The sequence below is a fragment of the Burkholderia sp. BCC0097 genome, from assembly GCF_902832985.1.
Lineage (GTDB): Bacteria > Pseudomonadota > Gammaproteobacteria > Burkholderiales > Burkholderiaceae > Burkholderia > Burkholderia orbicola.
In genome coordinates, this window is the sequence record NZ_CADFDM010000006.1 from 23,783 (window position 1) to 43,969 (window position 20,187).

The 20,187-nt window shown below is 67.0% G+C and carries 21 protein-coding genes; 7 read left to right on the forward strand and 14 right to left on the reverse strand.

The genetic code is table 11. The annotated features are described in order from the left end of the window. Window positions 1-10: 10 nt before the first annotated feature. The 3 genes from HWX07_RS20550 to HWX07_RS20560 all read right to left on the reverse strand — a co-directional run bounded on the left by HWX07_RS20550 (window position 11) and on the right by HWX07_RS20560 (window position 3,043). On the reverse strand, window positions 11-910 hold the full coding sequence (locus HWX07_RS20550) for a MotA/TolQ/ExbB proton channel family protein (RefSeq protein ID WP_175877485.1): 900 nt from the start codon (window positions 908-910) through the stop codon (window positions 11-13). A gap of 86 nt (window positions 911-996) precedes the next feature. Next, complete coding sequence (locus HWX07_RS20555; RefSeq protein WP_006481523.1) at window positions 997-1,698, reverse strand: energy transducer TonB; 702 nt, start codon at window positions 1,696-1,698, stop codon at window positions 997-999. Window positions 1,699-2,554: 856 nt separating this feature from the next. Next, entirely contained in the window at window positions 2,555-3,043 is a 489-nt protein-coding gene (locus HWX07_RS20560) for a YbaK/EbsC family protein (RefSeq protein WP_059723782.1), read from the reverse strand. 465 nt (window positions 3,044-3,508) lie between these two features. On the opposite strand from HWX07_RS20560, the gene HWX07_RS20565 reads away from it, so the two are divergent. Continuing rightward, the gene (locus tag HWX07_RS20565) at window positions 3,509-3,802 is read left to right on the forward strand and encodes a YciI-like protein (protein ID WP_175877486.1); all 294 of its coding nucleotides are present in this window, start codon (window positions 3,509-3,511) and stop codon (window positions 3,800-3,802) included. A gap of 7 nt (window positions 3,803-3,809) precedes the next feature. Here the strand turns inward: HWX07_RS20565 and corA are convergent, their stop codons facing one another. Then, window positions 3,810-4,787 (reverse strand): magnesium/cobalt transporter CorA, encoded by a 978-nt coding sequence (corA, locus tag HWX07_RS20570; RefSeq protein WP_006475972.1) that lies wholly within the window; start codon window positions 4,785-4,787, stop codon window positions 3,810-3,812. Between the two features lie 200 nt (window positions 4,788-4,987). On the opposite strand from corA, the gene cydX reads away from it, so the two are divergent. Further along, on the forward strand, window positions 4,988-5,134 hold the full coding sequence (cydX, locus tag HWX07_RS20575; protein ID WP_175877487.1) for a cytochrome bd-I oxidase subunit CydX: 147 nt from the start codon (window positions 4,988-4,990) through the stop codon (window positions 5,132-5,134). Then, on the forward strand, window positions 5,131-5,748 hold the full coding sequence (locus tag HWX07_RS20580) for an ATP-binding protein (RefSeq protein ID WP_175877488.1): 618 nt from the start codon (window positions 5,131-5,133) through the stop codon (window positions 5,746-5,748). The genes cydX and HWX07_RS20580 overlap by 4 nt, the downstream gene beginning before the upstream one ends. Window positions 5,749-5,864: 116 nt before the next feature. Here the strand turns inward: HWX07_RS20580 and HWX07_RS20585 are convergent, their stop codons facing one another. Both HWX07_RS20585 and HWX07_RS20590 read right to left on the reverse strand, forming a co-directional pair. Beyond that, window positions 5,865-6,965, reverse strand: a complete 1,101-nt coding sequence (locus HWX07_RS20585; protein WP_175877489.1) for a saccharopine dehydrogenase C-terminal domain-containing protein — start codon at window positions 6,963-6,965, stop codon at window positions 5,865-5,867. A 497-nt stretch (window positions 6,966-7,462) separates the two neighbouring features. Next, on the reverse strand, window positions 7,463-7,927 hold the full coding sequence (locus HWX07_RS20590; RefSeq protein WP_006481526.1) for an Lrp/AsnC family transcriptional regulator: 465 nt from the start codon (window positions 7,925-7,927) through the stop codon (window positions 7,463-7,465). 249 nt (window positions 7,928-8,176) lie between these two features. On the opposite strand from HWX07_RS20590, the gene HWX07_RS20595 reads away from it, so the two are divergent. Together HWX07_RS20595 and HWX07_RS20600 are read left to right on the forward strand one after the other, a co-directional pair. Then, window positions 8,177-8,728: a Spy/CpxP family protein refolding chaperone gene (locus tag HWX07_RS20595; RefSeq protein WP_175877490.1), complete on the forward strand. Its 552-nt coding sequence runs from the start codon at window positions 8,177-8,179 to the stop codon at window positions 8,726-8,728. Between the two features lie 129 nt (window positions 8,729-8,857). Continuing rightward, window positions 8,858-9,289 carry a PGDYG domain-containing protein gene (locus HWX07_RS20600; RefSeq protein WP_175877491.1) on the forward strand — a complete coding sequence of 144 codons (432 nt, stop codon included), beginning with the start codon at window positions 8,858-8,860 and terminating at the stop codon, window positions 9,287-9,289. 39 nt (window positions 9,290-9,328) lie between these two features. Here HWX07_RS20600 and HWX07_RS20605 read toward each other — a convergent pair whose 3' ends face one another. The 8 genes from HWX07_RS20605 to HWX07_RS20640 all read right to left on the reverse strand — a co-directional run bounded on the left by HWX07_RS20605 (window position 9,329) and on the right by HWX07_RS20640 (window position 17,133). Further along, the gene (locus HWX07_RS20605) at window positions 9,329-9,691 is read right to left on the reverse strand and encodes a DUF3022 domain-containing protein (protein ID WP_175877492.1); all 363 of its coding nucleotides are present in this window, start codon (window positions 9,689-9,691) and stop codon (window positions 9,329-9,331) included. 12 nt (window positions 9,692-9,703) lie between these two features. Then, on the reverse strand, window positions 9,704-10,492 hold the full coding sequence (locus HWX07_RS20610; RefSeq protein ID WP_175877493.1) for a YhfC family glutamic-type intramembrane protease: 789 nt from the start codon (window positions 10,490-10,492) through the stop codon (window positions 9,704-9,706). Between the two features lie 55 nt (window positions 10,493-10,547). Next, on the reverse strand, window positions 10,548-11,591 hold the full coding sequence (locus HWX07_RS20615; RefSeq protein WP_175877494.1) for a LacI family DNA-binding transcriptional regulator: 1,044 nt from the start codon (window positions 11,589-11,591) through the stop codon (window positions 10,548-10,550). 327 nt (window positions 11,592-11,918) lie between these two features. Continuing rightward, window positions 11,919-12,884, reverse strand: a complete 966-nt coding sequence (locus HWX07_RS20620; protein ID WP_011549756.1) for a D-glycerate dehydrogenase — start codon at window positions 12,882-12,884, stop codon at window positions 11,919-11,921. Between the two features lie 4 nt (window positions 12,885-12,888). Next, window positions 12,889-14,169, reverse strand: coding sequence for an MFS transporter (locus tag HWX07_RS20625; protein ID WP_175877495.1), 1,281 nt, complete (start codon window positions 14,167-14,169; stop codon window positions 12,889-12,891). A 115-nt stretch (window positions 14,170-14,284) separates the two neighbouring features. Continuing rightward, on the reverse strand, window positions 14,285-15,277 hold the full coding sequence (locus tag HWX07_RS20630; RefSeq protein ID WP_175877496.1) for a sugar kinase: 993 nt from the start codon (window positions 15,275-15,277) through the stop codon (window positions 14,285-14,287). Between the two features lie 36 nt (window positions 15,278-15,313). Next, complete coding sequence (locus HWX07_RS20635) at window positions 15,314-16,078, reverse strand: TIM barrel protein (RefSeq protein WP_175877497.1); 765 nt, start codon at window positions 16,076-16,078, stop codon at window positions 15,314-15,316. A gap of 161 nt (window positions 16,079-16,239) precedes the next feature. After that, window positions 16,240-17,133 carry a LysR family transcriptional regulator gene (locus HWX07_RS20640; protein ID WP_175877498.1) on the reverse strand — a complete coding sequence of 298 codons (894 nt, stop codon included), beginning with the start codon at window positions 17,131-17,133 and terminating at the stop codon, window positions 16,240-16,242. A 111-nt stretch (window positions 17,134-17,244) separates the two neighbouring features. On the opposite strand from HWX07_RS20640, the gene HWX07_RS20645 reads away from it, so the two are divergent. Both HWX07_RS20645 and HWX07_RS20650 read left to right on the forward strand, forming a co-directional pair. Next, a complete protein-coding gene (locus HWX07_RS20645) occupies window positions 17,245-18,330 on the forward strand; it encodes a YeiH family protein (RefSeq protein WP_175877499.1) in 1,086 nt (361 codons plus the stop codon). A gap of 115 nt (window positions 18,331-18,445) precedes the next feature. Further along, the gene (locus tag HWX07_RS20650) at window positions 18,446-20,179 is read left to right on the forward strand and encodes a ClcB-like voltage-gated chloride channel protein (RefSeq protein ID WP_208457114.1); all 1,734 of its coding nucleotides are present in this window, start codon (window positions 18,446-18,448) and stop codon (window positions 20,177-20,179) included. Window positions 20,180-20,187 lie beyond the last annotated feature (8 nt).

A 20,187-nucleotide genomic window follows, 5' to 3' on the forward strand; every position in this document is an offset into this window, starting at 1 on the left:
CGTCAGCCGGTCAGTTCACGAGCGACGCGGCGGGCGACGGCACGCGAGCGGAACGCTTGCTGCCGGCCAGCAGCACGGTGTGCAGCTGCGCACCGAAGTTGCGGACCCGCTCCATCACCGACTTGTTGCGCCGGACCAGGAAGTTGTAGCCGAGCACGGCAGGCACCGCGACCGCCAGGCCGATCGCCGTCATGATCAGCGCCTCGCCCACCGGGCCGGCGACCTTGTCGATCGACGCCTGGCCCGCGATCCCGATCGCCGTCAGCGCGTGATAGATCCCCCAGACCGTGCCGAACAGCCCGACGAACGGCGCGGTCGAACCGACCGTCGCGAGGAACGCAAGGCCGTCCTGCATGCGGTTCGACACGTTCGTGATCGAGCGCTCGACGGAAACGTCGATCCACGTGTTGCGGTCCACTGCTTCGAGCAGCGCCTCGTCGTGATGCTCGCCCGCCTCGATCGCCGTTTCGGCGATGAAGCGGAACGGCGACGCCTCGTCGAGCAGCTTCGCGCCCTCGGCCAGCGACGGCGCGCTCCAGAGCTGAGCGTCGGCGAGTTTCGCGCGGCGGTTCGCCCGCAACTGTTCGACGAACTTCGTGATCATGATGTACCAGCTGCCCATCGACATGATCACGAGCAGGATCAGCACGAAGCGCGCGACGAAGTCGCCGTTCTTCCAGAGCGCCCCGAGCCCGTACGGATTTTCGACCGCTTCGGTCGCGGCCGGCGCCGGCGGCGGAGCCGGCTCGGCGGTGGCGGACGTCGGCGCCGCGGCCTGCGTCGACGCGTCGGATGTCGCCGCGGTTCCGCTCGCTTGCGCGTAAGCGAGTTGCGGCGCAACGAGCCCATCGATTGCGGCGACGGACATCAACAGGCTTGCCGCCAGCGCGGCCAGAGAACGCTTCGTCATACCCCACTCCAATTCTTTCGTTGAACTTACGATTTAGGTTCAAGCCGGTTTTCACCGGTCCGGCTCCCGCCGGACCGCCCACTGCATCAATTCAGGTTGAACGAGAACGGCACCTGCACCCGTACTGCCTGGCCTTGCGCCACGCATTTGAACCGCTTCACGGTGTTGTAGGCTGCGCGATCGAGCACCGGATCGGCCGACTGGGCCACGCGTTCGTTCGTGATGTTCCCTTCCGCATCCACGACGAACTCGATCGTCACGTCACCCGTGATGTTGTTTTCCTGCGCTTCCTTCGGGTACTGCATCGACGCGCGCATCGAGTCCGAATTCGGGCAGACGACACCCACTTCGTGACTGACCGGCTTGGCCGGCGCGGGCGGTGCGACGACCGGCGCCTGCACGGCCGGCGCGGACGGCACCGGTGCCGACTGGTGCGTGATGGTCGCCTGCTGAGGGGGTGCCTGCACCGGCACTTCGGGCGGCGGCACGAACGGCGGCGGCGGCGGCGCGAACTTCGGCGGCGGAAGCTTGACGACCGGCATCGGCGGGGGCGGCGGCGGCTTCACCGGCTCGATGATGCGGGTTTCGATCGGATGCTGGATCACCTGCACGACCTTGGTCGCGAGGCCATTGAGCAATGCGTAGATCAGCACCGCATGCAAAAGGAGGACGACTGCGATGCCGCCAAAACGGCGCACCGGATTCTGCTGCTTCTTGCCGAATTCCCGAGGACGGCCCAGCGTGGCCAGTCCGCTGTTCGAAGCAACCAGATGCTCTTCGACTTTCATGCCCACTATCCTTCCCCCAAGCGAATCGCCCAGTTTCGCGATGATGGCCGGAGCCGGAACCGGGTCGGTTCCGTCTCCGCCTCAACCCGAAATTTCATTTTTGATTCAATTGGCAATCCGAATTGAAAGCATCGATTTCGGATCCCGTTTATTCAATTTCAAGGAATCGTTTCAACCGCAACGGGATAGCCACCCTATCCGGCGCCTATCCCGTGCCAGCATGTTCAGGCACTCAACAGCCGCGTCGACACAGGCACATTTTTACGTATGACGATTGGATCTTCGTTACACGCTGATGTCAGCCAGGCCGTTCGTCTTGGGTGCAGAAGATAGCAAGGAAAAAATCCGGGCGTCAAACTTTATTTGATACTCGAATACAAAGTTTGGAGACCTTGCTCGAATAACAGGTTAGTAAACTTCGCCAACCATTTTCCATTCATTTAGTAATTGATTTGTATGGTTATCGCACTGATTTAGTGCCTATCTCGAATAATCACCAATTTAGTGCTAGCACGCCGAATCGGTGCACTTCGAAATGAGCATTGCCGGATGCGCTTCGCTGTCTCGTGCGCGGATGGAAGCCGATTGACCGCTTTCATGCGGGCGGGTCCTGTTCAGGCGATATCCGTACGGTCAATTTTTTTTACTTTAATAGGATTGCACATCAAAATAGGGATACCTTCTCCGACGATCCGATTCTCGCAATGATCTGCACAACGAACGTATCTTCCGACGACGGATAAGGCTGCGACCACGGGAATGCGTTGTCCGCCTCTCTGCATGCACGGGCATCGCCACTTCACCGAGCCCGGGGGAAAATGCCCGCGCATGCTTCAGCGACACACGACCGGATCGCTCAGGACAGCATCATCCCCTGCATCCGGTGCGAGAAATGCGCGCGCTCGGCCGTCTCCATCAGCATCAGGAATTCGTCCTGCATCATGTGAATCAGCGCTTCATGATCGCCGGCCTCGAAATAGACTTCCGGCTGCTGCGCCAGGCGTTCCTCGAGAAACGTCTTCATCCCGTACGCCATGCAGACCGGCGGCAGCGCGCCCATGTCGCAATCCTTGAACAGCTCGCGCAATTCGACCTCCCGGGCGAGCACGAGATGGCGCCCCGTCTTCACCCAGAGATCCGACAGGCGCACGGCATGCGTCGTCGGCAATACGGCTGCGACGTAGCCTTCGGCGTCCTCGAGAAGCACGGTTTTCGCGAGACGATCGCCGGGAATATGCGCGGCGGCGGCCGTCTCCATGCTCGTATGACTATAGGGGTGGTACACGACTTCGTACCGCGATGACTTCTGGCGCAGGCAATCCTGCAGGGTGGCTGAGACCGGCATGGCACACCTCGTCTGGGCGAATCGGGCAAAAAGGGCGAACGGCGTTCGCTCCCGGTTCGTTCAGCATAGGTCGCATTCCGGGCCAATGGAAATGCCCTCGTGCAGCGCCCGCCCACATGGCCCGGCAGCCGGCCCGGCTCGCTTTCAAGGCCTTCGTCCGCCTTCGCCGACATGCGGAATCCGGCCCCGGAATACGCTTGGCGGCCCCTCTTTCTGCAGGCAGATTTCAGGCAGTGCGAAGGAAAACGCGGTCGCGCCCGCTAATTTTCCGACGTTGAGAAACTAGACCGTTAGTTGCGTTTCAGGAAGAATATCGGGATACCGCCCGGGATGCGTCGCTCAAAAAACGAGCCCGTGAATGCCCGTCGTCACAACCGGCAAACCCCGCCCCAACGACTTTCCCGCTGCCCTATACTGAGCCAGCCGCCCACCCTCTTCCGGCGGAAACCGACACCCGGAGCGATCATGCATTACCAGTTGATCTACGAACTCGTCGACGATTACCTGTCGCGGCGCGAGCCGTTCCGTGCGGAGCATCTGGCGCTCGCGCAGGCCGCGACCGAGCGCGGCGAGCTCGTGCTCGCCGGTGCGCTGGCGGACCCGGCCGACCAGGCCGTGCTCGTGTTCGAAGGCGATTCGCCGGAAGCGGCCGAATCGTTCGCGCGTGCCGATCCGTACGTGCAGAAGGGCCTCGTGAAATCGTGGCGCGTGCGGCCGTGGCGCGTCGTGATCGGCAAGCACGCGCCGCGTCCGGCGTGATGCCTGGCTACAACCAACCCGCCCGCTTGAAACGCCACCACAGCGCGAGGTCGGCGATGGCCATCACCGCGATGCAGCCGTAGAACCCGTATTTCAGGTGCAGCTCGGGCATGTTCGCGAAGTTCATCCCGTAGATACCGGCGATCATCGTCGGTATCGCGAACAGCGCGGCGAACGAGCCGAGCCGCTTGGTCACCTCGTTCTCCGCGAGCGAAATCATCCCGAGGTTGACCTGGATTGCCGTGACGACCATCTCGCGACGCCCTTCGATCGTCTTCACGATCCGCTGCAGATGGTCGTACACATCGCGAAAATAAGCCGCCATCCCGCTGCAGACCTGCGGCACACGGCCGCCGGTGAGCTTCGCGAGCGGCTCCATCAGCGGCGCCGTGTGCTGGTACAGCAGCACGAGCCGGCGCTTCAGCGAATAGAGATCCTCGATGATCGCGCGCGACGACGCCGGCGTCGCCTTCGCGAAGATGCGGTCCTCGAGTTCCTCGAGTTCGGCCCCGAGCGTTTCGAGAATCGGGAAATACCGGTCGACGACCTGATCCATCAACGCGTAGAACACGAACGCCGAACCCTCCCGCAGCAGATGCGGCTCCCGCTCGCAACGCTTGCGCACGTCGCGGAAATCGTGCTCGGTATGGTTGCGGATCGACAGCACGTAATTCGGGCCGACGAATACGTTCAATTCGCCGACCTTGAATTCGTCGTCCTCGTCGAGTTCGACCGTGTGCAGCACCGCGAACAGCGAATCGCCGTATTCCTCGATCTTCGGCCGCTGATGGCCTTTGCGGGCATCCTCGAGCGCCAGCTCGTGCAAGCCGAACTCCTCGCCCATCAGGTCGATTTCCTCGGGCGTCGGGTCCTTCAGCGCGACCCACACGAAGCATTCGGGCTTCGACACGTAATCGCTGATGGCGTCGATATCGATATCGGCCAGCTTGCGGCCGTCCTGGTAAGCAGCACAATTGATCAGCATGGTGTCCGTGACGTTGCGGTTTGCGCATCAGTTTACCGGTTTGCTGCACGGACGGCCCGGCTTGCGCGGCACGCCGATATTGGTCATGATCGGGCTGCGTGCGCCGCAGCATGCGCGTCGAGGCGCTTCTACAGGCCCGCCGGGCCTGCGTTGCGCGACGCACAACGGCCGTGCGGCCCAACCGTCAAGGAGACAGACCTATGTGGTATTTCTCGTGGATACTCGGCATCGGCGTGGCGCTCGGCTTCGGCATCATCAACGCGATGTGGCTGGAAGCGGAAGTGTTCTCGCGCGGCGACAAGCGCGGCGATACGTCGGGCCAGCGGTCGGGGAGCCGGTATTCGTGACGCACCTGGTGTTCTTCTGCGGTCACGCCGGCACCGGCAAGACCACGCTCGCGAAGCGGCTCATCGGGCCGCTGATGCGCGCGACCGGCGAGGCGTTCTGCCTGCTCGACAAGGACACGCTGTACGGCCGCTACAGCGCGGCCGCGATGGGCGCGCTCACGGACGATCCGAACGACCGCGACAGTCCGCTCTACCTGAAACATCTTCGCGATCCTGAATACCAGGGCCTGCTCGACACGGCCCGCGACAATCTCTCGCTCGGCATCGGCGCGCTCGTCGTCGGCCCGCTGTCGCGTGAAGTGCGCGACCGGCGCATCCTCGATCGCACATGGCTCGGCATCGCGCCGGACGTCACGCTGACGGTCGTCTGGGTCCACACGTCGGAAGACGTCGCGCACCAGCGGATCGTCGCGCGCGCCAACCCGAACGACGCGTACAAGCTCGCGCACTGGGACGAATACCGGCAGCGTCGCTTCGTGCCGACCGGCCACGAATGCGACGGCATCGTGATGTTCGACAACACCGCGCCGCCCGACGCGGACGTCGACGCGCTGCTGTACCGCATCGTGCCGCCGCCGCAACCGGCAACGATCGTCCCGCCGCTGCCGGCCTGACCGCGCCGTCCGGCGCCCTTTCCCTTCCCGCAAAAAACAACGCCGGAAGCGCTGCTGCGCTCCCGGCGTCGTACGGCCCTCGTGCCAGTGGCTGGCGAATGGTCTTGAAATGACGGTCAGGCGACCGCGTGCACGCGCTCCATCGTGCCGCCTTCGTACAGCTTGCCGAAGCGGTTCGACAGGAACGCCTTCAGCGACACCTTTTCCTGCGGGATGAAACCGCTCTGCGGCAGCTTCTTCTCGCGGAACAGATCCAGCACCGCGCACATCGCGCCGGCCGTCGTGATCTGGATCGCGCTCATGTGCATCCCGCACACGTCCTTCGCGAAGATCTTGCGCGTGAACACGTCCTGCACCAGTTGGCCGTCCTTCACGCCCGTCACCGTGACGAACACGAGCACGACGTCCTGCTTCGTCGACGGCACCGCGCGGCGCATGATCGACTTCAGCGTGTCGCGATCGGTCGACAGGCGCAGGTCTTCCAGCAGGAACTGGACGAGCTCGCGGTGGCCCGGATAGCGCACCGACTTGTAGTCGAGCGTCTCGACCTTGCCCGACAGCGTCTCGCACAGGGTGCCGAGGCCGCCCGACGTGTTGAACGCTTCGTATTCGGTGCCGTCGAGCGAGAAGTGCTCGAGGCCTTCGAGCGGCTGCACCCATTGCTTGCGGCCGTCGCGGATCGCTTCGCACGGCTGGCAGTATTCGTTGATCAACCCGTCGACGCTCCACGTCAGGTTGTACTTCAGCGCGTTGGTCGGATATTCGGGCAGCGCGCCGACGCGCATCTTCACGTCGCGCACTTCGCTGAAGCCGTTCACGAGCTCGTGCGCGGCGATGCCGATGAAGCCCGGCGCAAGGCCGCACTGCGGCATGAACGCGCGGTCGGAGCCGTCGGCCAGTTCGCGGATCGCGTGGGTGGCGCGCACGTCTTCGGTCAGGTCGAAGTAGTGAACGCCGGCAGCCTTCGCGGCGGCGGCCACGTTGACCGCGAGGTAGTAAGGCAGCGCGTTGACGAGCGCATCGACGCCCTTCACTGCTTCGCGAATCGCATTCGCGTCGGCCGAATCGACCCGTTGCGTCGCGATGCCTTCGCGCGACAGCTTCGCGAGCGCATCCGCATCGCGGTCGAACGCGACGACTTCGTAGTCGCCCGTTTCGCGCAGCATGTGAGCAATGGTGTGGCCGATCAGACCTGCGCCGACGATGGCGATTTTCATGCGCTTATCTCCTGATGATGGGTTTCGTGTTGGTGTACGGCGTCGAGCCATGAACACAGTTTAGGGACGCTCAAAATCAGTTCCAAGACGAAGAATGATGCGAAACGACCGATAAATTCGACGTTATGACGATGCATTTGGTCGAAACGACCATTTCATCTAAAAATCGCGTCAAGGCGCTGTCGCAAACCGGCCGTGGGCGGTGGCGCATTGCAACGACGGAGACGAGGACGCACGGCATGGCTCCTGACGCACGAGCCGCACATGTGTCACGTGCTACACGCCGGTCGAAGCGGAATACGGAAAGGAGATTCGGGACAGAGACGCGCGAAGTGCGCGGAAGGATGGCGACGGGCACTCATGCCGATCATGAGGTACAACGAAGCCGATACGAATGCGGGCGGGCACCTGCCCGACGTTGATCCAGACACCCGTGACGCAACGAAACCGGCGCCGCGCATGCGCCGTCCGTCATGTGCGGTGCCGCATGCAACGGCTCAGCCGCCGATCGTCCCGCGGTCGATCTTGCGCGACAGGATGATCGACGTAGTCGTGCGCTCGACGCCTTCGAGCGTGCCGATCTGGTCGAGCAGGTCGTTGAGCCGTTCCGGCGAATCGGCGCGCAGCCACGCGACGTAGTCGTACTCGCCGCTCACCGCGCACAGCAGTTGGACTTCCGGCATCCGGTCGAGCTTGCGCAATACGTCCTTGCCGAATTTCGGCGTGAGGATGATGCCGACGTACGCGTAGATGCTGGCGTCCAGCACGTCCTGCCCGAGCCGCACGCTGTAGCCGGCGATCACGTTGGTACGTTCGAGCCGCGCGATGCGCGCGACGACCGTCGTGCGCGCCACGTCGAGCTGGCGCGCGAGATCCGCGACGCTGGCGCGCGCATCGGCTTGCAGCAGCGCGACGAGTTGCCGGTCGAGATCGTCGAGTTGGTCGAGGCGGGGTGGGCGCATGACGCTGGGCCGGCACCCATGTGCCGGCGGAGTGGAAAGTGACGCGATGATAGCGCCGAACGCCGGCGCGCCCAACCGGCACGGCCCGGATTCGCAGCTTCGATTTCGATTCGTATCGGATGTAAGCAAGTGTCGCATTCACTGCCGCGCTGCATGCAACGTGCTACTAATAGCGGGCGATGCGAGAGGCGCGCTGGCGGCCATGGCCGCCGCGACCCGCTCGCCAGACACCACCCCGGAGAGCCAACCATGAAGAAAATCTCGCTCACCCTCGCTACGCTCGTCGTTGCAGCCAGCGCATTCGCGCAAACCCCGGCGCAGCCGCAAGCGCCCGCCCAGGCACCGGCCGCGACGGCCGCGGCGTCGGCCCCGAGCGCCGAGCAGCGCGCGGCCCGCCACGAAGCGCGCATCGAGCAGCGCATCAAGTACCTGCACGACCAGTTGAAGATCACGTCGGCGCAGGAACCGCAATGGAAGACGTTCGCCGACACGATGCGCGAGAACGGCGCAACGATGGGCCGCCTCTATGGCGAACGGATGGCCAAGCACGACGTGTCCGCGCTCGACGACATGAAGCAGTACGCGGAACTGTCGCAGGCGAACGCCGACGGCGCGAAGAAGCTCGCCGACGCGTTCGCGCCGCTGTACGAGAGCTTCCCGGCCGAGCAGAAGGCGCTGGCCGACACGACGTTCCGTAGCTGGCTGCACCACGGCGGCGAGCACCGTGGCAAGGGCAAGACGAAGGGCAAGGACGGCAAGGCAGCCGCCGCGCCGGCCGCAAGCGCACCCGCGCAGCCCTGACCCTCCCCGCCGGCGCCGTACCGGCCCGCCCGGGTCGAACGGCGCCGCGATCGGCGACCGGCGCGTCACACGGCGCGCCGAATTCGGGATAAGCTCCCGGCTTTTCCCGCTTTCCCGCCCTTCCCCGCCATGCTCGAACTCAAGCAACTCGATCTGCGTACCGATCCGCAGGCCCGTCGCGTCGTCAAGGACGAAACCGTCGCCGTATCCTTCGCGGACGCCGGCGGCGAACTGATGAGCCTCGAAGGCCCGAACCGTTATGTCGCGGGCGACGCATTGATCACCGGCTCGACCGGCGACCGCTGGGTCGTGTCGCGCGCGCGCTTCGACGCCAAATACCTGCCCGCCGATCCGGCACTCGCGCACGGCACGCCGGGCGCCTACCGCAACCGGCCGGCCGTCGTGCTCGCGCGCCGAATGGACGAGGCGTTTACGATCGCCCGCTCGGAAAACGGCGACACGCTGCGCGGCGCCGCCGGCGACTGGGTGATGCAATACGCGCCCGGCGACTACGGCGTCGTGCAGGCGCAGCGCTTCGCGCAGGTCTACCGCGACGCGTAACGCGTGACGCACCGCGCCGGCCGAGGCCGGCGCCACGGCTCACGCAAAGTCTTCGTCGAGTTCGAGTGCCGCGTCGCGCTCGACGGCCTCGCCGGCCGCGTGCCGCTCTTCGAGCGAGCCGAGCATCGCTTCCGTATACGCATGCAGCACCGCATGGCTGCGCGCGCGCTGCATCGGCTTGAGCGCCAGGTAGCGCGCGAGCGCGGCCGGCACGATCCGGATGTCGAGCGTCATTCGCTTCGGCGTCGCGCCGAACCGCATCGCCAGCCAGTGCACGGACAGGAAGCGCCCGCGTTCGTCGCTGCTTTCGGCGAAGCGCGTCTGCTCCGGAAACAGATCGCAGATCACGCGCGCCAGCGCGTCGAATTCCGCGCTCTGGCATTCGATCAGATAGTCGTCCATTGTGCTCTCCCGTCAGGCCGCAGCACGCGACGGCCGGCACGCCTTCACCAGCGCGACCACCAGGATCGCGGCCAGCGCGACATACGCGGCCTCGACCCACGCGGCCGGCAACACGCGTACTTGATACAGCAGCGTCGGCGTCGCCGCGAGCGCATGCAGCACGATCGCGAGCGGCAACACGGCCATCCGGCCGGCCCGCACGCCCCGCCACACCAGCACCGACAGCGCCAGTTGCACCGCGAACGCCGCGCAGCGCTCGAGCAGCAACAGCAGGATCGACTGGACCGACAGCGTCGCGAGCATCATGTGCAGCCGCACCACGGTGTCGACCGGCAGGTCGGACAACTGCGTCTCGAGCTGGCCGCGGCTCGCGAGCCACGCGAGATACGACCACTGGCCCCAGACGAGCACGCCGACGAACCACGCTTCGGCGCCGCCGTGGCCGATTCCGTAACCGATCCCGCGACCGTCGCCGGCCGATGCGCCATAGCGGCGGTTCAGAAAACGCATCCCGAGATAGCGGCCGACTTCCTCGAACACGGCGGTCGCGAGCGCGCTATACGCGACGAACGCGAGCGGCTGCGTGAGCCAGCCGTCCTCGGGCGTGTGGCTCAGCACGAGCCCGTGGAACGCGCGCTCGAGGATCATCGCGAACAGCGTGAAGACGGTGACGCCGACGATCGTGTCGCGGCGGTTGAGCGCAAGCGGCTTGCGCAGGATGCGGTAGAGGACGAGCGGCAGCAGCGCGATGATCAGCGTGGCGGCGATCAGCGCCGCCAGCGTGACGGGAGCGACAGTCATGTATTTCCTTGGTTCGAAGCAGCGCACCTGACACGCCGCGTGCCCCGAATGATACTCAGCTTGCGGTCGACGCGCGCGCAATCAACTCGCCGGGCAGCATCGCGACGCGCACGTCGCCCGCCGCGCCGTCGATCCGCTCGTGCACGAATTCGACGGCCTTGTAGCCGATTTCGTAGGTTGGCTGACGAATCGTCGTGATGCCGATCAGCTCGGCCCATTCCGGATCGTCGATCGACAGCAGCGCCGCCTTTTGCTGCCATGCGGCGCCGAAGCGCGCGCGCAGGTGGCGCGCGATCGCCAGCGCGACCGGCGCGTTCGCGGCGAACAGCGCCGCGCGCACGCCGCGCCGGGCTGCATCGTCGATGCGGGCATCGACGTCGGCGAGCGCCGCCGCGGCCGCGTCGGGTTCGTTCAGGTCGAGCACGACCGTCGGCGGCACCGGCAGCCCGCGTGCGGCCAGCGCCGCGCGGAACGCGGCCTCGCGCACGCGCCGCGAGCTGACCTGCTCGAACGGCTGCACGACGAAATGGATCGCGTCGAAACCGTGCTCGACCAGGTGCGCGAGCGCCGTCTCGATCGCCTCGGTGTTGTCGAGGCCGATCAGGTCGGCCTCGAAGCCCTCGACCGTGCGGTCGACGAGCACGGCCGGAATGCCGGCGCCGCGCAGCGGGCGCAGCACGTCTTCCTCGGCGCCGAGCGCGTTGACGATCAACCCTTCGACGCGGTAGGTCGTGAGCAGCTGCAGGAAGCGGCGCTCCATCTCGACTTCGTTCGCCGCGTGACAGATGAGCGGCATGTAGCCGAGCGCATGGCACGCGGCCTCGACGCCCTGCAGCACTTCGACGGTGTAAGGATTGGTCAGGTCGGCCGCGAGCATGCCGAGCAGCCGGTTGCGGCCGCGCTTGAGCCCGCGCGCCATCTGGTTCGGCCGATAGTTGAGCCGCGCGATGGCCGCCTCGATCCGCTGGCGCAGATCGACGGACAGCACGTGCGTCTCGCCGTTCAGGTAGCGCGAAACGCTGGTCTTGCCCGTGCCGGCCTCGCGCGCGACGTCGCTGATCGTCGCCGGACGCGTCGTGGAAGGTTGCGTATCGGTCACTGTCGTGCCTCGCGACGTACGATCCGCGCCGCTTCGTGAGCAGACGGACCTTTGTTGTTGGAAACGTAAGCCAACCGGCGGCCTCCCCTGTCCTGGCGCGTCGGCGCCTGCGCTGGCCCGGAGCCGCGCGGTCGAACCGCGCCCGCCAGCAGCGTGCTACGGCAGTCGGCCGCACCGGAGCTGGCGCGGATGCCCGTCGCGCGCCGGCCGCGTGGCCGGCCGTCGATACGACGAGCGCGGGCGATCATAACGCAGCCAGCCCTCCGGCACCAAGATCATCGACTCTAACGGCGCCGGCACCCGCGTCGGCCGGTTGCCGGAGGCGGCTCAGGCGTGCGCCAGCGCATCCGGATTGACGAGATTCGTGCGCAGCGTGCCGGCCAGCGCGCCGACGAGGTTTTCCGCGGCGCAGCGCGCCATCGCATGGCGCGTCTCGTGCGTCGCCGAGCCGATATGCGGCAGCGCGACGACGTTCTTCATCTGCAGCAGCGGCGAATCCGCCGGCAGCGGCTCCTTCTCGAACACGTCGAGCCCCGCGCCGCGGATCGTCCCCGCGCGCAGCGCGTCGACCAGCGCGGCTTCGTCGACCACGGGCCCGCGCGACGCGTTGATCAGGATCGCGCCGCGCTTCATCTTCGCGAATTCGGGCGCGCCGATCAGGTGGCGCGTGTCGGGCGACAGCGGCACCTGCAGGCACACGAAATCCGACTGCGCGAGCAGCTCGTCGAGCGTCACGCGCCGGGCGCCGTACTGCGTCTCGGCCTCGGCATGCGCGGACCGGTTCGCGTACAGCACCTGCATCCGGAAGCCGAGCGCCGCGCGGCGCGCGACCGCGCCGCCGATCCGGCCGAGCCCGACGATGCCGAGCGTCTTGCCCTGCACGTCGGTGCCGTACAGGTCCGGGCCGATGCTGCGATGCCAGTGGCCGGCCTTCACCCATTCGGCCAGTTCGACCACGCGCCGCGCGGAGGCCAGGATCAGCGAAAACACCGTATCGGCCGTCGACTCGGTCAGCACGTCCGGCGTATGCGCGAGCACGATGCCGCGCCGCGTGAAATCGGCGACGTCGAAGTTGTCGTAACCGACCGAAATCGTCGACCACGCCTTCAGCCGCGGCGCGCGATCGAGCATCTGCGGCGTGACCTTCAGACTCGCGCCGATCGCGCCGTCCGCGTCGCCGAGCGCGGCGGCGAGCGCGTCGGCGCCGTCGGCCTGCACGACGTCCGCATGCTCGCGCAGGTACGCGAGAACGTCATCGGGCAGCGGCTTGTACGCGACGATACGGGGCTTCATCGTTTCATTTTCCTTGCAGCGGCGCGGCGAGCGGATGCGCATCGCGCGCCTGGGGTTTGACGGACAGCGTGAGGATCACCGCGGCGACGAGCGCGGCGCTCATGAATGCGTACGACGCGACGGGCGACCCGGTCGCGCCGTTCAGGTAGCCGACGAAGTACGAGCCGACGAACGAGCCGAGCGCGCCCATGCTGTTGATCAGCGCCATCGCGCCGCCGGCGACGTTCTTCGGCAGCAGTTCCGGCACGATCGCGAAGAACGGGCCGTACGGCGCATACATCGCGGCGCCCGCGACGACCAGCAGCGCGTACGAAATCCAGAAATGCGACGAACCGAGCGCATACGACGCGGCGAACGCGGCCGCGCCGACCAGCAGGAACGGCCACACGAAGCCGCGACGCGAACCGACCTTGTCGGACGCCCAGGACGCGGCGAGCATCGCGATCGTCGCCGCGAGGTACGGCAGCGCGGACAGCCAGCCGGTCGCGACCATCCCGAGGTCGGAGCCGTTCTTCACGATCGACGGCAGCCACAGCACGAAGCCGTACACGCCGATGCTCCAGCAGAAATACTGCGCGCACAGCTTGATCACGGCCGGCGAACGGAACGCCTCGCCATAGTTGCGCACCGGCTTGATCGCCGCCTGCTCGGCCGCGAGCGCGGCGTCGAGGTCGCGCTTTTCCTGCGCGCTGAGCCACGGCGAATCGGCCGGCTTGTCCTGCACGAGGCACCACCAGCACACGGCCCAGATGACGGCCGGCACACCTTCGGCGATGAACATGTGGCGCCAGCCGAATTCATGCACGAGATAGCCCGACACGATCGACATCCACAGCACGGTGACCGGGTTGCCGAGGATCAGGAACGTGTTCGCGCGCGAGCGCTCGTTCTTCGTGAACCAGTTGCTGATGTAGATCAGCATCGCCGGCATCACGGCCGCCTCGACGATGCCCAGCACGAAGCGGATCGCCATCAGCGACGGGATGTTGCTGACCACGCCGGTCAGCGCCGCGCAGCCGCCCCACAGCACGAGGCTGACGAACACGAGCTTCTTCACGCTGCGGCGTTCCGCGTAGATCGCGCCAGGGATCTGGAAGAAGAAGTAGCCGAGGAAGAACAGCGCGCCGATCAGCGACGACAGGCCCTTGCTGATCCCGAGATCCTGGTTGATGCCGGCCGCCGCCGCGAACCCGTAGTTCGCGCGATCGAGGTAAGCGAGGCTGTAAGTGATGAAGACGATCGGCATGATCGTCCACCACCGACGGGCTGCGAGATTGGCTGCCATGTGAGTGTCTCCGTATATGGACCGGAGTGAGCGCGCTGGCGCCTGCCCGGCCTCGAACAAAACTACCGTGCGTCGCGCACGAAATGGATCCGCGGATTGTGCCGTGTCCGGCCTCTCATTGCGCGGTGACGGTTTCCTCTAAGCGATCGGCGTGATTGCTGACCTTTTCGAGCCGGTCGAGCGCGTCGCGCGTCGGCAATCCTTCCGAATCGCCGATCACCTGGATCGCGAGCGCACCGATCCGGTTGCCGCGCGCGACCGCCTGCTCGACGCTGCGCCCTTCGAGCAGCGCGCTGACCACGCCGACCGCGAAGCCGTCGCCGGCGCCGACCGTATCGACGACCTTTTCAACGCGCTCGCCGGCGACCGTGCCCGCGCGGCCGTCGGCCGTGCGGAAATACGCGCCTTGCTCGCCGAGCTTGATCACGACGCCGCGCGCGCCCCGCGCGAGATAGAAGCCCGCGATGTCGGCCGGCGTGTCGTGGCCGGTGAGTTGCCGCCCTTCCGCGAGGCCCGGGAGCACCCAGTCGGCGAGCGTCGCGAGCGCATTCAGCGTCTTCGCCATCACGTCGGCGGACGGCCACAGCGTCGGGCGCAGGTTCGGGTCGAACGAGATCGTCTTGCCGGCCGCCCGCATCTCGCGCGCGAGCCGGAACGCGAGTTCGCACGACGTCGCCGAGATCGCCGGCGCGACGCCCGTCAGGTGCAGGTGGCGCGCGCCGAGCACGTAGTCGGCCACGTAGTCGTCGCACGACAGGTGGCTTGCCGCCGAGCCCTTGCGGAAATATTCGACGGTCGGGTCGCTGCCGTCGTCGTTGCGCGACTTCAGCTGGAAACCGGTCGGGTAGCGCGGATCGACGGTCACGCACGACGCGTCGATGCCCTCGCGCGCCAGCGTGTCGAGCACGTAGCGGCCGAACGAATCGCGGCCGACCCGGCTCATCCAGCCGACCCGGAAGCCGAGCCGCGACAGGCCGATCGCGACGTTGAGATCGGCGCCGGCGATCCGCTTCGCGAATTGCCCGGCGTGCGCGAGATGGCCCGGCTCCGTCGCGACGAACATCGCCATCGCTTCGCCGTAGGTCACGACATCGAGTGCTGCTTTCATGACTGAACTCCTCAGGATCCTGCTGCGGTCACGTGGTCACGCGGTCGCGAGCCATGCGACCCGCCGGCACGCATCGCCGGCCAGGTCGGCCGCGTCGAACGGGAACTCGATGCCGCGCGGCGCGTGCTGCGGCAGTGCCGCGAGCACACCGGTCACGAGCGGATCGTTCGGCGCCGGCGCGACGGCGAAACGGCGCGCGCCCTCGCCTTCGATGGTCTTGCAATGAATGTATTCCACGTGCGGCGCGAGCACCTGCGCGCAGTCGAGCGGCGCTTCGCCGCGCCATTGCCAGTTGCCGATGTCGAACGTCATGCCGAGCGCATCGGGCAGGCCGGCATCGGCGAGCGCGTCGAACAGCCCGCGGAACTGCACGAACGCGCCGCCGATCTCGGGCTGGCCGTTTTCGACCACCACGCGAGCCCGCGCACCGCGCGACAGCGCGACGATCTCGGCCGCGTGCGCGTCGCCGGCGAAGCCGCCGAGCTGGAATTTCACGAAGCGCGCGCCGAGCGCGTCGGCTTGCGTAAGTGCGTCGCGCAAGGCGTCGACGTCGAGCGCACCCGTTTCGGTATACAGCGAGTCGGGGGTCGAATAGACCGACCACAGTCCGTGGCCGGCGATCTGCGCGCCGAGCGCGGCCAGCGCGCCGGGCGCCGTATCGTCGTCCGACGTGAACAGTTCGCGCCGCACCTCGAAACCGGTCGCGCCGGATGCCGCCACGGTCGCGATGAATGCACTGTGGCCCTCTTGGCGCACCCGGTCCATCCCGAATGCGCTCGCCACGATCACGATGTCTGCCATGTTGCCCTTTTTCACCGGAATGGAACCGGTTCCATTTGCTTGAGACGGATGGTGCGCTTCGCTTCGGACCCACGCCATAGAGGAAATCCCTAAGGCTCGGTTGTTCCGTGAATACGCGCCCGTCAGCGCGCAACGCGTGTTCCCGGCACGGTGTCCGGCGCCTACGCGAGGTCCTGCGCGAGGCTCATGTCGAGGAATTGCGCGGCGACCCGCGACGGCGCGCCGCCATGCGGCACGAGGATCGAGAAATGCCGCGTGAGCGGCCCGGGCGCCAGCGAGCGCGGCACGAGCGCCGCATCTTCGTGACGCAGCGACATCGCGGACACGAACCCGACGCCCATCCCTGCGCGCACCGCCTCCTTCACCGCCTCCACCCCCGCGATCTCGAACGCGACACGCATCGGCGCGCCGCCATGCGCGAACGCGCGTTCGACGAGTTGCCGCACCGCGGAGCCCGCCTCGCGCAGCACGAGCGGATGCGCGGCAAGCGCGTCGAGTGTCACGCCCGCGTCGTAGCCGGGCGCCGCGAGCGGATGGCCGGCCGGCACGATCGCGACGATCTCGTCCTCGTGCCACGCGTGCACGGCCGTGCCCGGCGGCAACGCCTCGCCGGGCGGCCCTTCGATCAGCGCGATGTCGAGCGACGGCAGCGCCGCGACCACGTCGGCCGTATTGCCGCTCATCGTCTGGATCGACACACGCGGCGCACGTGGCTGGAACGCCGCGATCAGGTACGGCAGCAGGTAGCTCGCCGGCGTCGTGCTCGCGCCGATGCGCAGCGTGCCGGCTTCCAGCCCGCGCACCGCGTCGCGAAACGCACGTGCCTGCGCGAACGTGTCGCGCTGCGCCTTCGCGTACTGCGCGAGCTGTTCGCCGACCGGCGTCAGGCGGATGCCGCGGCCGTCGCGCTGGTACAGCGGCTCGCCGAACTCGTCCTGCAGCAGCCGCAACTGGCCCGACACGGCAGGCTGCGACAGGTGCAGCGCCACGGCGGCGCGGCTGATGTTCAGATGCTCGGCGACGGCGGCGAACGTTATCAGTTGATCCGGGGTCATGGAGATGAATTATCGGCTTTTCTGATAGTTTATGTCACAAATCACAATTTTTCATATCGATATAACGAAATTAGGATTACAACATCGCCACACGCTCCATCACGGTGCTCCATGTCCACTGCTCCGACTTCCCCTCTCAACCACGCCGCGCCGTCGATGCGCGGCCAGTTGAACGGCGTGCTGTTCGTCGCGCTGTTCGCCGCCGCCGTCACGAGCCTGTCCGAGCTTCCCGCGATCGCGGGGCTCGGCCTGTCGCCGCTGATCGTCGGTATCGTCGCCGGCGCGCTGTACGGCAACGCGCTGCGCGACGGCATGCCGGCCAGTTGGGCGGCCGGCGTCAATTTCTCCGCCCGCAAGCTGCTGCGTATCGCGGTCGCGTTCTTCGGCCTGCGCGTGAGCCTGCAGGAAATCGCGCAGGTCGGGCTGCCGGGCCTCGCGGTGTCGGTACTGATCGTCGTCAGCACGCTCGCGATCGGCACCTGGGTCGGCATGAAGCTGATGAAGCTCGACCGCGACGCCGCACTGCTGACCGCCGCCGGCAGCGCGATCTGCGGCGCGGCCGCGGTGCTCGCGTTCGAGTCGACGCTGCAGTCGAAGCCGCACCAGAGCGCGATGGCCGTGGGCAGCGTCGTGCTGTTCGGCACGCTGTCGATGTTCCTGTATCCGCTCGCCTATCACGCCGGGCTGCTCAACCTCGATCCGGCCGGCCTCGGCCTGTTCTTCGGCGGCACGATCCACGAAGTCGCGCAGGTGGTCGGCGCGGCGAGCGACATCAGCCCCGAGGTCGTGCACGTCGCGACGATCGTGAAGATGACGCGCGTGATGCTGCTGGTGCCGGTGCTGCTCGCGCTCGGCTGGTGGCTCGCCCGTTCGTCCCGTTCCGCGCGCGCGGCTCGCGACACGGCCGGCGGCACGCAAGGCAAGCGCAAGGTGGCGGTGCCCTGGTTCGCGCTCGGCTTCCTCGGCTTCGTGATCGTCAATTCGCTGAACGTATTGCCTGCCGAGGCCACGCATACGCTGAACGTGCTCGACACCTTCGCGCTGACGATGGCCATGACCGCACTCGGCATCGAGACGCGCGTCGCGCAGATCCGCGCGGCCGGCCCGCGTGCGCTGATGACCGGCCTGATCCTGAACGTGTGGCTGATCGCCGGCGGCTACGGGATCACCTGGGCCGTGCAGCACTGGCTTGGCTGAGCCGCACGTCCGCGGCGGTTCGCGCGCCGCGCCCTATGGGAAGCCCGACGGGGAAGTCCCGCGGGCGCGGCGCAGTGCTATGCTTCGCGTCGTTTTCCATCGCCCCCTTTCAGCCGTGCTCTCGTTCCTGCTGAAGCTGCGCACTCGCGCCCGAACGCTGTTCCGCCTGTCGGACGCCCATACGATGCTGATCTGGTCGGCCATCGTCGGCGTCGGCGGCGCCTTTGCGACGATGGCGTTCCGCGAGGGCATCGACCTGATGCAGCGGCTGATCTCGGGGCACAGCGGCAGCTTCGTGCAGATGGCGAAGAGCCTGCCGTGGTACCTGCGGTTCTGGATGCCGGCCGCGGGCGGCTTCCTCGCCGGCTGCGTGCTGCTGCTCGCGACGCGCGGCGACAAGGAGGCCGCCAAGACCGACTACATGGAGTCGGTCGCGCTCGGCAACGGCGTCGTGCCGGTACGGCAGAGCCTGTGGCGCAGCGTGTCGTCGCTGCTGACGATCGGCAGCGGCGGCTCGATCGGCCGCGAAGGCCCGATGGTGCAGCTCGCGGCGCTCGCCGCGTCGCTCGTCGGCCGCTTCGCGCACTTCGACCCGCCGCGCCTGCGCCTGCTGGTCGCGTGCGGGGCGGCGGCCGGCATCACGTCCGCGTACAACGCGCCGATCGCCGGCGCGTTCTTCGTATCGGAGATCGTGCTCGGCACGATCGCGATGGAGAGCTTCGGGCCGATGGTCGTCGCATCCGTCGTCGCGAACATCGTGATGCGCGAATTCGTCGGCTACCGGCCGCCGTACGAGATGCCGGTGTTTCCGGCCGTGACGGGCGCCGAGGTGCTGCCGTTCGTCGTGCTCGGCGCGCTGTGCGGCGTGCTCGCGCCGCAGTTCCTGCACCTGCTCGACGCGTCGAAGACGCAATTCAAGCGGCTACCCGTGCCGTTGCCCGTGCGGCTCGCGCTCGGCGGCCTCGTCGTCGGCGTGATCTCGGTGTGGATTCCGGACGTGTGGGGCAACGGCTACAGCGTCGTGAACCAGATCCTCCATGCGCCGTGGACCTGGCAGGCGCTCGTCGCGGTCCTCGTGTTCAAGGTGATCGCGACGGCCGCGACGGCCGGCTCGGGCGCGATCGGCGGGGTGTTCACGCCGACGCTGTTCGTCGGCGCCGTGTTCGGCTCGCTGTTCGGATTCGCGATGGACGCACTGTGGCCCGGCCATACGTCCGCGTATTTCGCGTATGCGATCGTCGGGATGGGGGCGTTCATGGCGGGCGCCACGCAGGCGCCGCTGATGGCGATCCTGATGATCTTCGAGATGACGCTGAGCTATCAGGTCGTGCTGCCGCTGCTGGTGTCGTGCGTGTTCGCGTATTTCGTCGCGCGCGCGACGGGCACCACGTCGATGTATGAAATCACGCAGCACCACTACCAGGACGCGCAGGAGCGGCAGCGGCTGCGCACCACGCAGATGCGCGAGCTGATCCAGCCCGCGCAGACGGTCGTGCCGCTCACCGCGAGCGTCGCCGACATGACGCGCGTGTTTCTCGAATATCCGGTGAAGTATCTGTACGTGACCGACGATGCCGGGCGCTTTCGCGGCGCGGTCGCCTTGAAGGACATCACGTCCGATTTGCTCGACAAGCGCGACACGACCGACAAGACGGCCGCGCACTACGCGCACACGCCGTTTCCGCTGCTCACGCCCGACATGCCGCTCGCGACCGCGCTCGAACGCTTCATGGCGTTCCAGGGCGAACGCCTGCCGGTGATCGAGAGCGAAGCCGAGCCGACGCTCGCGGGCGTGGTCTACAAGACGTCGCTGCTCGATGCCTACCGGCGAATGACCGGCGAACGCTGACGCCGCGT